The organism is Microbacterium terrisoli (assembly GCF_030866805.1).
Lineage (GTDB): Bacteria > Actinomycetota > Actinomycetes > Actinomycetales > Microbacteriaceae > Microbacterium > Microbacterium terrisoli.
In genome coordinates, this window is sequence record NZ_CP133019.1 from 1,885,854 (window position 1) to 1,898,681 (window position 12,828).

Here is a 12,828-nt window from a genome sequence, read left to right on the forward strand (position 1 = left end):
ATGCCTGCCTCACACCCGTGCGGCGCGGTAGTTGCGGTGCTCGGCTTCGGCTCCGGCGCCCGGCGAGGGCATCGGCGCGGGATCGTCGGCCTGCGTGGTCTGCGCGGGATCGTCAGTCTGCGTCGCGCGCGTGCGCACGAACCGCGCGAGATGGTGCGCGGGGCGCTCGACCACGAGCCAGAACACCCACGCCGTGATCAGGGCCAGCGGCACAGCGGTCAGCAGCGTCCAGGTCATGGCGTCGGTGAGGTTCGCCATGAAGATCACGATCGGCTCGTGGATCAGATAGAGGCTGAACGAGATCGCGCCCAGCAGCACGACAGGCCGCCACGTGAGAGCGCGCCGCAGTGGAGCGCAGTGCACGGCAGCGACGACGAAGATCGCGGCGCCGATGACGATCGGCGCCTGGGAGAATGCGACGGCGGCGCTGTGTCCGAGAGGCAACAGCAGCAACCAGTGCATGCTCAGCAGAACGGTGGCCACGGCGAGCACCGCCGTCCAGACGAGCCACCCCACGTGCCGTGTCGCTCGCTCGACCATCCGGCTGATCCCGTCCCACATGCCCTCGAGGGCCACGCCGATGCCGAAGATCGGCAGGTATTGGAGGGATGCCACGTCCTGGCTCGCGCCGATGGCCGACATGACCACGCATGCGATGCCCAGCATCCACGCCGGGATCAGTCGCGCGAAGTACGCCGCGACCGGCAGCAGCAGCGAGAAGATGACCTCCCAGCGCAGGGTCCACAGCGGTGAGACGACTCCGGACGAGCCTCCGAGCAGAGTCAGGTCGCGCAGGATGTCGTGCAGCGGGTACCCGGTGACGCGGCCGGTCAGCCACGGACTCGATGTGGCGCCGTCGTGCGGCAGCAGCAGAATGGCGAACGCGAACGCGACCGCGGCGATCACGGGCACGTACAGGCGCAGGATGCGCGAGGGGAAATAGGCGAACCAGTCGAACGAACGCGATCGCGCCGCCCGCGAGAGGACGAAGCCAGAGAGAACGAAGAACAGGACGACGGCTTCGGCACCGCCCCACATGAGGTGCAGCGGCGTATACGCCAGCGCGATCAACCACGGATTGTCTGGAGTGGGCCCTCCGTAGTATGCCGCCGCGAAGGACGGTGAGACGAGAAGCGCATGGTGGACCACCACGACGAGCGCCGCAATGCCGCGGAGCCCGTCGAGAGCAGACAATCGTGTTGCTACTGGCATCATTTCGACGTTACAAAGTCGTTATCAATGCTGGCTGAGTGTGATGGGGTTGTGAGAGGAGTCTCATTCCGATGCGGAGCGGGCGTTTACGCCGGGGTCCGACATCCGATTCTCGGCCGTGTCTTCATCGAGGTGTGGCTTTGCAGGAGCATTGGGACTGCTGAACGCACGTCTCTGTTTCACGAAGCAAAAACCCCCGGTTTTACCGGGGGTTTTATCTCGTGCGCGATACTGGGATCGAACCAGTGACCTCTTCCGTGTCAGGGAAGCGCGCTACCGCTGCGCCAATCGCGCCTGTTCAGGCTGTTCATTTGTCCGGCATAGGCCGGGAGTGGAGGTGGCGACGGGATTCGAACCCGTGTAAACGGCTTTGCAGGCCGGTGCCTAGCCACTCGGCCACGCCACCGCGTGGATCGGTCCCCACGGCGTGTCCCTCCTGAAAGGAACCCCGCACTCGAGCGGATGACGAGACTCGAACTCGCGACCCTCACCTTGGCAAGGTGATGCGCTACCAACTGCGCTACATCCGCATTTCGCACTCCGGATCTCTCCGGCGCAGGTAAAACTCTAACTGATTCCGACCCCCATGCAAAACCACGTGTCTGCCGCGCGTGTCACCCTCGCTGGTTCGATCCGGGTGCTCAGATCAGGTAGAGTCTCTACGCACGCCTTCGGGCTGCGGGCGATTGGCGCAGTTGGTAGCGCGCTTCCTTCACACGGAAGAGGTCGTCGGTTCGAGTCCGGCATCGCCCACCATGAAAGCCTCCGCTGACCGGGGGCTTTCGTCTTCTGCTCACGCGCCGCCCGCGTTGTGCGCGAAGCCGGGTCGCCCAGACAGAGTTGTGTCGTCGGCGTAGAGCACCTCGTAGCGTCGCTCCCGGAACTTCCATCCCTCGATCGGCCGCTCGTAGAGGTCGTGGTAGACACCGTGGTTGGCGTGCGAGCGGCCGTCGCGCATGCGTCCGAACTCGGTGACGTACGCCCGGCCGACCGCCCGATCACCGTCCAGCGTGATCACGCCGACGTGCGTGGTCTGGACGAAGAACTCCCACATGCCCTGCATCTGTTCGACGCCGGCACGGATCTCGTCCCGACCGACGAATGTGATCGGGAGATGCGGCATCCGCCAGACCCCGTCGGCGGTGAACAGCAGCGCGAATCTGTCGAAGTCCCCCATCATCCCGGCGTCGGCGAACTCGCCGCGAAGCGCCTCGATCTCGAGGCGGTCGGCGACCGCCCCCACGCCTTCGGTCAGCACGCGGCTCACCGGGTAACCGCGCATGCGAGTGCGGCCACGGACAGCGCGAGGAACAGCAGCGGTGACGGCAGGCTCTTGTAGGCCCGCGCGCGCAGATGCACGCCGAGGGCGACGGCGAAGAACAGCACCAGACCGATGGCCGCGGCGATCCCTGCCATCGTGAATCCGAACAGTCCTGCAGCCAGGCCGATCGCTCCGGCTGCCTGCAGCGCCGCGAACACCGGAATGCCGCCTTGCGGAAGATCGACCTCACCGAGATTCGCGGTGATGAACCGCGCCCGGGCGAAAGTGGCGGCGGCGACCAGCCCATTGGCGGCGATCGCGACGACGGTGATGATGACGTAGATCATGAGCGTCTCTCTGTCAGGCAGGAGCGGATCTCGCTCCCCGCAGATGTGACGACGTAGCCTGGCCGAATGTGAGGACGATCCCGCCGCCTCACACCTGCGCAGGCTGTCTCGTCATTGTCTGTAGGCACGGGGTGCGGACAGGAGGTGCCGATGAAGGCGGATGAGGCCGACCGCGGCATGCTGATCAACGTCGCCTATCGACTCCTGGGCTCGGTCACCGAGGCAGAGGATGCCGTGCAGGACGCGTACGAGCGCTGGTACCGGCAGACCGAGCAGCAACGGCGTGCGATCGCGTCGCCCACGGCGTGGCTGGTCACGGTCACAACCCGGATCTGTCTCGACATCCTGCGCTCAGCGCGAGCCCGCCGTGAACGCTACGTCGGGCAGTGGCTGCCCGAGCCCGTCCCCGGCAGCGCTCGTTGGACGAGCCAGGCACCCACGCGAAACACGGCCGATCCGGCCGACCGCATCTCACTCGATGACTCGCTGAGCATCGCCCTTCTGGTCGTGCTCGAAGCGATGACCCCGCCCGAGCGGGTCGCCTTCGTGCTCCACGACGTCTTCGACTACACCTTCGCAGAGGTGGGCGAGATCGTCGGCCGCTCCCCGCAGGCGTGCCGGCAGCTCGCGTCCACCGCGCGACGTCGGGTGCGTGAGGCGCGCCCCGAGCCGACCCCGTCACACGAGCACGATCGCGTCGTGACCGCCTTCAAAGCGGCGCTCGACGGCGGCGACCTCGAGGCACTCGTGGCGATTCTGGATCCCGACGCGCAGGCGGTACCCGACGGCGGCGGGCGGGTGCGTGCCGCGATCGAGCCGCTGCGCGGCGCCGAGGCCATCGCACACTACCTGCTGCAGCTGTACCGTCTGCAGCCCGACCTGCGATTCACTCTGGCCGCCGTGAACGGGCAGGTCGGGCTCGTCGGCCGCGATGGTGCCGGCACGACGCTGGCCATCGCCGCCGTCGAGGTCGCGCACGGCCTGATCCAGACCCTCTGGGTGACCCGCAATCCCGACAAGCTCACGCAGTGGCCACCGGTCAGCCGCACCGCAGCGGGCGCAGGGTGGGCGCAGCCCTGAGGCCGCGCCGACCGCGGCTCACTCCTGGACCGCCCAGCCGTAACGTCGATGCAGCACCGTGGCGACCTGTGCGAAGCGCTCACGGTCCAGCGCCGCCGCCTCACGCCGCAGTCCCTCATCGTGCACACGGTAGACTTGGTCGATGTCGACCCACGACTCGCGGCCCTGCCCGTCCCATGGGCCTGAGCCGATGGACAGGAAGTCCCGGTCGCCCTCGTGGGATTTGCTGGTCAGCTTGACGGCGAACACATGTGAGGCGTCGCCGCGTGCGATCACCAGCACCGGGCGATCTTTGCCGCGCCCGTCGTTCTCCTGATACGGCACCCACGTCCAGACGATCTCGCCGGCATCGGGCGCACCGTCATGGTGCGGCGCGTACGAGATCGTCAGCTCGTCGCGCCCCGGCGGACCGATCTCGACAGTGGCGGTGATCCCGCTCTGACCCACCGCACCTGCAGTCCCGGTGCGTGGGTTCGACTGCGCGGTGCCGTGCCGGGAACGCCGAGAGCCGCCCCCGCAGCGGGGCGGTGGGACGAGAAGCCCGATCAGGCGGGACAGGATGCCGGTGCCACTGCTCACCCGGTCACCCTATCCCGCCTGCTGGCCGCTCTGAGGTCAGCCCTCCCGCACGGACGCCTCGGCAAGCACACGGACGAACGCGTACCCGTCTTCGCCGTGGATGGCGGCATCCACACCCGCCACCTCGTCTTCGCTGCCGACGCGGAAGCCGAGCGTGCGGTCGATCACCCAGCCGGCGACCCAGGCCACCGCGAACGAGAACACCAGCACCGAGACCGACGCGATCAGCTGCACGATGAGCTGGTCCACGCCGCCACCGGTGAACAGCCCGGTGCCGGTGGCGAACAGGCCCAGATACAGGGTGCCGATCACACCGCCGACAAGGTGCACACCGACGACATCGAGCGAGTCATCGAAGCGCAGCAGATATTTCAGGTCGACGGCCTTCGCGCACGCCGCGCCGGCGATGAGACCCAGCAGCAGCGCCCAGCCGGGCGTCAAGTTCGCGCAGGCAGGCGTGATGGCCACCAGGCCCGCCACGGCGCCCGAAGCGGCGCCTACCGCGCTCGGCTTGCGACGCGTCAGCTTCTCGACCAGAAGCCACCCGAGGATCGCGGCTGCGGCCGCTCCGAGGGTGTTGATCACGATCAGTCCGATCGGCGAGCCGGACTGCGCGACTCCATCGCCCAGGGCTGCGGCTCCGCCGTTGAATCCGAACCATCCGAACCACAGCAGGCTTGCTCCCACCAGCACCAGCGGCACGTTGTGCGGCTTGTGGGCCCGGCTCCCGAAATCGACGCGCTTGCCCAGCACGAGTGCCAGAGCGAGGGCCGCAGCCCCCGCGTTGATGTGCACCGCCGTGCCGCCGGCATAGTCGATGACGTTCGCCGACAGGCCCAGGTGCGTGCCCAGGGTGGCGATCCAGCCGTGTGGGTTCCAGACCCAGCCCGCCACGACGAAGTAGTCGAACGTCACGAATGCCGCAACGAACAGCATCCACGGACCGAACCGCGCCCGGTCGGCGATCGCGCCCGAGATCAGGGCGACGGTGATGATGGCGAAGGTGGCGCCGTATGCGACACCGACCAGATCGACGTTCGCTGTGTCGCCGCCGGCGAGCGACGACAGCCCGAAGTCTGCGAACGGGTCGCCTGCGATCCCCAGCCACCCGGTGGAGACGTCTTGCATCGAGTAGCCGTAGAGGATCCACAGCACCGCGACCACGCCCATGGCGCCGAAGCTGAGCATCATCATGCTCACGACGCTCTTGGCCCGTACGAGGCCCCCATAGAAGAAGGCGACCCCAGGCGTCATGAGCAGCACGAGGGCGGTGGCGACGATGTACCAGGTGAGATTTCCGCTGTCCATGCGGCACAGTCTGCGCCCGTGCGGTTTCGCCGACCGTCGCCGCGCATTTCGTGGGTGTTACAGCAGATGCTCCTGTGTGAACGTCATGTTTCAGGAGGTGGTCAGGGCGATCAGCCGCGAGATCGCACGCTGATACTTCTTGCGGTAGCCGCCGGCGAGCATCTCGTCGCTGAACACGTCGCTGAGGGCGACCCCGGTCGCGCGGATCGGGATCTGCGCGTCATAGGCGCGGTCGATGAACGCGACCAGCCGCAGCGCGGCGGACTGGTCGTCCAGCTGCACGACATCGCGCAGACCGATCACGTCGACGCCGTCGACCAGGCGGAGGTAGCGCGAAGGGTGCACCTTGGCGAGGTGTGCGACGAGGGCTGCGAACGCGTCGTCCGAGGCGACCCGGCCGGCCGCGACATCCACCGCCGCCGCGTACGTGGCGTCGTCGAGCGTGATCGCGACGCCGTCGATGGCGCGTTGGCGATAGTCCGTGCCGTCGATGCGCACGGTCCGGAAGCTGTCACTCATCGCCTGGATCTCGCGCAGGAAATCCTGCGCGGCGAACCGCCCCTCGCCCAGCGCGTTCGGGGGCGTGTTGGATGTCGCAGCCAGCCGCGTGCCGGTGGCCACCAGATCGCCCAGCAGCCGGGTCATGACCATCGTGTCGCCGGGGTCGTCAAGTTCGAACTCGTCGATGCACAGCAGCTGCGAGCCGCGGAACAGCTCCACCGTCTTCTGATATCCCAGCGCCCCGACCAGGGCCGTGTACTCGATGAAGGAGCCGAAGTACTTCCGCCGTGCGGGCATCGCGTGATAGATGGAGGCCAGCAGGTGGGTCTTGCCGACGCCGAATCCGCCGTCCAGGTACACGCCCGGCTTTGCCTCAGGCTGCTTCTTGGCACGGTGGAACAGGCCGCCGCGCGGCGCCGGCACCCCCGGTGAGCTGAAGACTTCGAGCAGCTCCTTGGCCGACTGCTGCGACGGGTAGTCGCTGTCCGGCCGATAGGTGTCGAACCGTGCCTGCGCGAACTGCGGCGGAGGCACGAGCGCTGCGACCATCTCGCTTCCGCTCACTTGGGGCATTCGGTCGGTCAGGTGCACGACTGCGGGAGGCTGGGTTCCGTTGGGCAAGAGGGTGTTCTCCTGACGCCGAACATGCCGGAAGATGGCCGAGCATTTCGGATTGTGAAGGAAAGGATCCGGCGCCCGAGCGGGCGGCTAGTCTCGAAAGCGAGACGGTGTCCAGATTACGCCGTCCGCCCGAAAACACCCTGATCCCGACAATGTCCTGGTGGCGAAACCCAGCCGGCACGGGATCCCAGAACCAAGGAGCCTGTCATGTCCGTCGAGGTCGACACCACGTCCACGAAGTTCGCTGAGTACTCCGAACCAGGGCGTCTCGTGACCGCCGATTGGCTGCAGGAGCGCCTCGGCCAGCCCGGCCTGGTCGTCGTCGAGTCCGACGAGGACGTGCTGCTGTACGAGACCGGGCACATCCCCGGTGCGGTCAAGGTGGACTGGCACACCGAGCTGAACGACCCGGTCGTGCGCGACTACGTCGATGGCGAAGGGTTCGCCAAGCTGCTCAGCCAGAAGGGCATCTCGCGCGATGACACCATCGTGATCTACGGCGACAAGAACAACTGGTGGGCAGCCTATGCGCTCTGGGTGTTCTCGCTGTTCGGTCACGAGGACGTGCGCCTCCTTGACGGCGGCCGCGACCTGTGGATCTCCCAAGGGCGCCCGGTCACGACCGAGCCGACGACCCGGCCTGCAACCGACTACCCCGTGATCGAGCGCGACGACACCGCGCTCCGTGCCTACAAGGAGGACGTCCTGGCGCACCTGGGCAAGCCGCTGATCGACGTGCGCTCGCCCGAGGAGTACAGCGGCGTCAAGACGCACATGCCCGACTACCCGCAGGAGAGCTCGCTGCGCGGAGGCCACATCCCCAGCGCCAAGAGCGTGCCGTGGAAGCGTGCCGTGGCCGACGACGGGACGTTCAAGTCCCGCACCGACCTCGAGGCCATCTACCGCGACGAGGTGGGCCTGACCGACGCGGAGCCGATCATCGCGTACTGCCGCATCGGTGAGCGCTCCAGCCACACCTGGTTCGTGCTGCAGCACCTGCTGGGCTTCGCCAATGTGCGCAACTACGATGGTTCGTGGACCGAGTGGGGCTCGGCAGTGCGCGTGCCGATCGTGGCCGGCAGCGAGCCCGGGGAGATTCCCGCCACTGTGGCGGCGGGTGTCTGAGGCAGCGACGACAAGGGCGAGGATGACGCACGTACCCGACACACTGGCTGAGATCCGCGACGAGTTCCTCGAGCTGGATGAGCCTGACCGGCTGCAGCTGCTGCTGGAGTTCTCTCGAGAGCTTCCGGACGTGCCGGAGCGGTTCCGCGATCATCCGGAGCTGACGGAGCGAGTGGCCGAGTGCCAGTCCCCCGTGTTCATCGTGACCGAGGTCGACGACCAGGGACGGGTGGCCATGCACGCCACCGCCCCGATCGAGGCGCCGACCACGCGCGGGTTCGCGAGCATTCTGGCCCAGGGCATCACGGGTCTGTCGGTCGACGAGGTGCTCGACATCCCCGGCGACTATCCCCAGACTCTGGGCCTGACCCGCGCGGTCTCGCCGCTGCGGATCTCAGGGATGACGGGAATGCTGGCGCGTGCACAGCGCCAGGTGCGGCTCAGCCGCACCCCGTGACCCGCGGACTGTGAGGCGGTCGCCGCGTGCGCTCATGCGTGCGCGGCGATCGCCTTTCTGTCGAGCCAATCGGTGATCGCGAGCGTCCACCGCTCCGAGTCGTAGTTCCACAGCTTCGTGTGGCGGGCGACCTGGAACACCTCCAGGTCGACGAGGTCGGGCCGAGCCTGAGCGAGTCGGTGCGAAGCGTCGGAGGGCACGAAGCCGTCGTCGTCACTGTGCAGGATGAGAATCGGATGCCGCAGCTCGGCCGCGCGCGCGACGATGTCGAGGCGATCAAGAGGAATGGCCCGCGTGCGCGTCAGGGGTGCGGCCCAGTTGGTCTGCAAGGCGTTCATCGCGAGGTCGGTGACCGGTTCGGGCAGGCGCAGCAGCCGCGCCTGGAAATCGAGCACCGACTTCCAATCGATCACCGGCGAGTCCAGCACGAGCCCGACGATCGCCTCGCGGTGTGCCGAGTTCAGTGAGGCCTGCAGAACGATCGCGCCGCCCATCGACCACCCCATCAGCAGCACGCGGCGCGCTCCGCGCCGCAGCGCGAACCCGATCGCGGCATCCACGTCACGCCACTCCGTCGCGCCCAGCCCGTACAAGCCGTCCTTCGTGCGCGGCCCCTCGGTGTCGTTGCGATACGAGACGACCAGCACCGGCAGTCCCGCCGCGTGGAACACCGGCACCGCACGCAGGCACTCCGCACGCTTCGCACCGCGCCCGTGCACCTGGATCACCCAGGTGTCGGCATCCTGCGCTCCGGCGAACAGCCACGCCGGGCTCGGCCCCAGCGATGTGCCGATCAGCTCGTTCGTGAACGGCAGATGCAACTGCTCGGGCGCGTCGTAGTACCAGCCGCTGAAACCCGCCTGCGCCGACAGTCGCGCATCCGCGCCGATCTCGGTCAGCAGTTTGCGCTTGACCCCGGCGGCATCGGCGGCCAGCACCGAACCGAGCTTGATGTAGGACGCGGTTCCCGAGGTGAAGAGTCCGTATCGTCCCGGCAGCTCGGTGTCGAGGCTCCGCCCGAGCGTGATGGTCTGCGCCGCCACGTCCAGACCGACGATCATCGTGTCCATCGGGCGCGGCTGCGGCGTCACGACCTTGCGTGCGACCCGCACCGAGACGGCGGCCCAGACACCGGTCACAGCCACCAGAGCGGTGGTCAGCACCGCGATCGCCGCACCGAGACCTGCGCGGGCGGCACGGGATGGGCCGCGTGGTGCGGCGCGCCTGGAGTGGTTCATCGACCGTTCACTCTAGTCTGTCCGGGTGGCAGAAACTGGGCAGTCCGCCGTGTTCGACGACGTCGTCGAGCGTCTTCGTGCGATGACCTTCCGCGCCGATCTGTCCGTGCGCGAGATCCCTGCGCCCACGGGACTGTCTCCGTACGCATTCGCGCTGGCTGCGGATGTGCGTCCCGACCCCGACACGGGCGAGTCCCCGTACGGCACGGGGCGCATGGTCGTCCTGCATGATCCTGACGAGCCGGAGGCCTGGGCCGGGCCATGGCGTATCGTGAGTTTCGCGCAGGCTCCGCTCGAACCCGAGATCGGCAGCGATCCGTTGCTGGCCGATGTCGCGTGGTCGTGGTTGATCGATGCGTTGCGGGCTCGCGATGCCGAGCATCACGACGCGGCCGGCACCGCGACCAAGACGCTGTCACGCGGCTTCGGCTCGCTGGCGGCAGAAGGCGACGGATCACAGATCGAGCTGCGTGCGTCGTGGTCGCCCTCCGGCGACCTCGCGCCGCACGTGGATGCCTGGGCCGAACTGGTGTGCATGCTTGCGGGACTGCCACCGGGCTCGGAGGGCATGGAAGTGATCTCGATTCGAAGGACGATGCGTGACTGACTACCAGGTGCTGGTGGACCAGGACGACCTGCACAGGGCTGTGGAGGCTCTGGCCGACGGCACGGGGCCGGTGGCGGTGGACGTGGAGCGCGCGTCGGGCTACCGCTACTCCCAGCGGGCCTATCTGGTGCAGGTGTTCCGCCGTGACGCCGGCGTGTTCTTGTTCGACCCGCCGGCGATCGGCGACTTCACCGCGCTGCAAGAGGCCATCGGCGGCGAGGAGTGGATTCTGCACGCCGCCAGCCAGGATCTGCCGTCGCTGCGCGAACTGGCGCTCGAGCCGCCCTCGATCTTCGACACCGAGCTGGCCTCGCGCCTTCTCGGCCACGAGCACGTCGGGCTCGGAGCCGTGGTCGAAGACACCCTCGGAGTGACTCTGGCCAAGGCGCACTCGGCCGCCGACTGGTCCACCAGGCCCCTGCCCCAGCCGTGGCTGGAGTATGCCGCACTGGATGTGGTCTACCTCCCCGACGTGCGCGACGCGCTTGCCCGCGAGCTGGATGCCACCCACAAGGCCGACTTCGCCGCCGAGGAGTTCTCCGCAGAGCTCTCCCGCCCGCCCAAACCTGCGCGAGAAGACCCGTGGCGCCGGCTGAGCGGCCTGCACACCGTGCGCGGCCGTCGAGCATTCGCGATCGCACGCGAGCTGTGGACGGCGCGAGAGGACTACGCGCGAGAACAGGATGTCTCCCCCGGGCGTCTGGTGCCCGATCGGTCACTGGTGGCGGCGATCCGTGCGGACCCCAAGAGCAAGGGCGAACTCGCCGGCGTGAAGGAGTTCAACGGCCGGGCGAGTCGTTCGCAGCTCGATCGCTGGTGGACCGCCATCGAGCGCGGCCGCGCCTCATCGGACCTGCCCCTCGAACGCGTGCGCGGCGACGGGCTGCCGCCGGTGCGGTCGTGGCATGAACGCCACCCCGAGGCCGAGCGGCGCATCAAGGCGGCCCGCCCCGTCGTGGAGGCACACGCCACCGCGCTGCACATGCCGCCGGAGAACCTGCTCACCCCCGAACTGCTGCGCCGCGTGGCGTGGGCGCCGCGGGAGCCTCTGTCGGCCGAAACGATCGGCGCACAGCTCACGGACCTCGGCGCGCGGCACTGGCAGATTGAAGAAACAGCACAGTTGATCGCCGATGCCTTTGTCGCTTCTGCGCAAGAGGAGTTTGTCGCTTCCGGTCAAGACGCTGAAGAGAGCGCCGAAGCCGCTTCGTAGGTTCACCACACCCGGTTCGGGCCCTGCCGCACCACCTGCATAGGCTGGAGCGATCCCTACATTTGGAGGCAGAGTGGCCGAGCTTTCGGACGTCTACTTCGTCGATGGAATGCGCACCCCATTCGGGCGCGCCGGCGAAAAGGGCATGTACTGGAACACCCGCGCCGATGACCTCGCCGTGAAGGCGACCATCGGGCTCATGGAGCGCAACACGGGCGTACCCGCCGAGCGCATCGACGATGTGGCGGTCGCCGCCACCAGCCAGACCGGCGACCAGGGGCTCACGCTCGGTCGTTCCGTCGCGATCCTGGCGGGCCTGCCCCAGTCGGTCCCCGGTTTCGCGATCGACCGGATGTGCGCCGGTGCGATGACCAGTGTGGCCATGATGTCGGCATCCATCGCCTCTGGCATGTACGACATCGCCCTCGCGGGCGGCGTCGAGCACATGGGGCACCACCCGATCGGCGCGAACGTCGACCCGAACCCGCGGTTCGTGGCCGAGCGCATGGTCGATCCCGCCGCACTGAACATGGGGGTGACCGCCGAGCGCATCCACGACCGGTTCCCCCAGCTCAGCCGCGAGCGGGCAGACCGCTTCGGCATGCTCAGCCAGCACAAGGCGCAGGCCGCCTACGATGCCGGCAAGTTCCAGCCCGACCTGGTGCCGGTGGCCACCAAGGGCTCCGACGGCGCCTGGGGCCTTGCCACCGTGGACGAGGGCCGCCGCCCGCAGACCACGATGGAAGACCTGGCCGGCCTGAAGACCCCGTTCCGGCCCCACGGCCGGGTGACGGCGGGTACTTCCTCCCCCCTCACTGACGGCGCAACGATGTCGCTGATCGCGGGAGCAGACGCCGTCAAGGAGTTCGGCCTGGCACCGAAGATGAAGCTCGTGTCGTTCGCGTTCGCCGGCGTGCAGCCCGAGATCATGGGCATCGGCCCGATCCCGTCCACCGAGAAGGCGCTGCGCAAGGCCGGCCTGTCGATCGACGACATCGGCCTGTTCGAGCTGAACGAGGCCTTCGCGATCCAGGTGATCTCGCTGCTGGACCACTTCGGCATCGCCGACGACGACCCGCGGGTCAACCAGTGGGGCGGAGCGATCGCGCTCGGGCACCCGCTGGCGGCCACCGGCGTGCGGCTCATGATCCAGCTCGCGGCCCAGTTCGCCGAGCGCCCCGATGTCCGGTACGGCCTGACCGCCATGTGCGTCGGCCTCGGGCAGGGCGGCTCGGTCGTCTGGGAGAACCCGCACTACAACGGCAAGCGCAAGAAGTAA

13 protein-coding genes and 4 tRNA genes are annotated in these 12,828 nt (G+C 68.1%); 7 read left to right on the forward strand and 10 right to left on the reverse strand.

Annotation, left to right across the window (positions count from 1 at the left end):
* Nucleotides 1–9 precede the first annotated feature (9 nt).
* The 4 genes from QU603_RS08090 to QU603_RS08105 all read right to left on the reverse strand — a co-directional run bounded on the left by QU603_RS08090 (nucleotide 10) and on the right by QU603_RS08105 (nucleotide 1,742).
* Nucleotides 10–1,212 (reverse strand): acyltransferase family protein, encoded by a 1,203-nt coding sequence (locus QU603_RS08090; RefSeq protein ID WP_308490890.1) that lies wholly within the window; start codon nucleotides 1,210–1,212, stop codon nucleotides 10–12.
* A gap of 222 nt (nucleotides 1,213–1,434) precedes the next feature.
* A tRNA-Val gene (locus QU603_RS08095) sits at nucleotides 1,435–1,506 on the reverse strand.
* Between the two features lie 38 nt (nucleotides 1,507–1,544).
* Nucleotides 1,545–1,618: transfer RNA gene (locus QU603_RS08100), tRNA-Cys, on the reverse strand.
* Nucleotides 1,619–1,669: 51 nt separating this feature from the next.
* A tRNA-Gly gene (locus QU603_RS08105) sits at nucleotides 1,670–1,742 on the reverse strand.
* Nucleotides 1,743–1,892: 150 nt separating this feature from the next.
* Here QU603_RS08105 and QU603_RS08110 point away from each other — a divergent pair.
* A tRNA-Val gene (locus QU603_RS08110) sits at nucleotides 1,893–1,968 on the forward strand.
* Between the two features lie 37 nt (nucleotides 1,969–2,005).
* Here QU603_RS08110 and QU603_RS08115 read toward each other — a convergent pair.
* Both QU603_RS08115 and QU603_RS08120 read right to left on the reverse strand, forming a co-directional pair.
* Entirely contained in the window at nucleotides 2,006–2,479 is a 474-nt protein-coding gene (locus QU603_RS08115) for a nuclear transport factor 2 family protein (RefSeq protein WP_308490891.1), read from the reverse strand.
* The gene (locus QU603_RS08120) at nucleotides 2,476–2,820 is read right to left on the reverse strand and encodes a DoxX family protein (protein ID WP_308490892.1); all 345 of its coding nucleotides are present in this window, start codon (nucleotides 2,818–2,820) and stop codon (nucleotides 2,476–2,478) included. Before QU603_RS08120 ends, QU603_RS08115 begins: the two co-directional genes overlap by 4 nt.
* A 150-nt stretch (nucleotides 2,821–2,970) precedes the next feature.
* Between QU603_RS08120 and sigJ the strand changes: the two genes are divergently transcribed.
* Nucleotides 2,971–3,900: an RNA polymerase sigma factor SigJ gene (gene sigJ / locus QU603_RS08125; RefSeq protein ID WP_308490893.1), complete on the forward strand. Its 930-nt coding sequence runs from the start codon at nucleotides 2,971–2,973 to the stop codon at nucleotides 3,898–3,900.
* A gap of 18 nt (nucleotides 3,901–3,918) precedes the next feature.
* Here the strand turns inward: sigJ and QU603_RS08130 are convergent, their stop codons facing one another.
* From QU603_RS08130 to zapE, 3 genes are all read right to left on the reverse strand, one after another.
* The gene (locus QU603_RS08130) at nucleotides 3,919–4,479 is read right to left on the reverse strand and encodes a type II toxin-antitoxin system PemK/MazF family toxin (RefSeq protein ID WP_308490894.1); all 561 of its coding nucleotides are present in this window, start codon (nucleotides 4,477–4,479) and stop codon (nucleotides 3,919–3,921) included.
* Between the two features lie 36 nt (nucleotides 4,480–4,515).
* Complete coding sequence (locus QU603_RS08135; RefSeq protein WP_308490895.1) at nucleotides 4,516–5,787, reverse strand: ammonium transporter; 1,272 nt, start codon at nucleotides 5,785–5,787, stop codon at nucleotides 4,516–4,518.
* 90 nt (nucleotides 5,788–5,877) lie between these two features.
* The gene (gene zapE / locus QU603_RS08140) at nucleotides 5,878–6,861 is read right to left on the reverse strand and encodes a cell division protein ZapE (RefSeq protein ID WP_308490896.1); all 984 of its coding nucleotides are present in this window, start codon (nucleotides 6,859–6,861) and stop codon (nucleotides 5,878–5,880) included.
* Between the two features lie 255 nt (nucleotides 6,862–7,116).
* Between zapE and QU603_RS08145 the strand changes: the two genes are divergently transcribed.
* Together QU603_RS08145 and QU603_RS08150 are read left to right on the forward strand one after the other, a co-directional pair.
* The gene (locus QU603_RS08145; RefSeq protein WP_308490897.1) at nucleotides 7,117–8,034 is read left to right on the forward strand and encodes a sulfurtransferase; all 918 of its coding nucleotides are present in this window, start codon (nucleotides 7,117–7,119) and stop codon (nucleotides 8,032–8,034) included.
* 22 nt (nucleotides 8,035–8,056) lie between these two features.
* Nucleotides 8,057–8,491: a SufE family protein gene (locus QU603_RS08150; RefSeq protein ID WP_308490898.1), complete on the forward strand. Its 435-nt coding sequence runs from the start codon at nucleotides 8,057–8,059 to the stop codon at nucleotides 8,489–8,491.
* 32 nt (nucleotides 8,492–8,523) lie between these two features.
* On the opposite strand, the gene QU603_RS08155 is transcribed toward QU603_RS08150, so the two are convergent.
* Complete coding sequence (locus QU603_RS08155; protein ID WP_308490899.1) at nucleotides 8,524–9,729, reverse strand: alpha/beta hydrolase; 1,206 nt, start codon at nucleotides 9,727–9,729, stop codon at nucleotides 8,524–8,526.
* A 25-nt stretch (nucleotides 9,730–9,754) separates the two neighbouring features.
* Between QU603_RS08155 and QU603_RS08160 the strand changes: the two genes are divergently transcribed.
* The 3 genes from QU603_RS08160 (at nucleotide 9,755) to QU603_RS08170 (ending at nucleotide 12,828) form a co-directional block, all read left to right on the forward strand.
* Entirely contained in the window at nucleotides 9,755–10,336 is a 582-nt protein-coding gene (locus QU603_RS08160; RefSeq protein WP_370655287.1) for a DUF3000 domain-containing protein, read from the forward strand.
* On the forward strand, nucleotides 10,329–11,549 hold the full coding sequence (locus QU603_RS08165) for an HRDC domain-containing protein (RefSeq protein WP_308490900.1): 1,221 nt from the start codon (nucleotides 10,329–10,331) through the stop codon (nucleotides 11,547–11,549). Before QU603_RS08160 ends, QU603_RS08165 begins: the two co-directional genes overlap by 8 nt.
* 73 nt (nucleotides 11,550–11,622) lie before the next feature.
* Nucleotides 11,623–12,828, forward strand: a complete 1,206-nt coding sequence (locus QU603_RS08170; RefSeq protein ID WP_308490901.1) for a thiolase family protein — start codon at nucleotides 11,623–11,625, stop codon at nucleotides 12,826–12,828.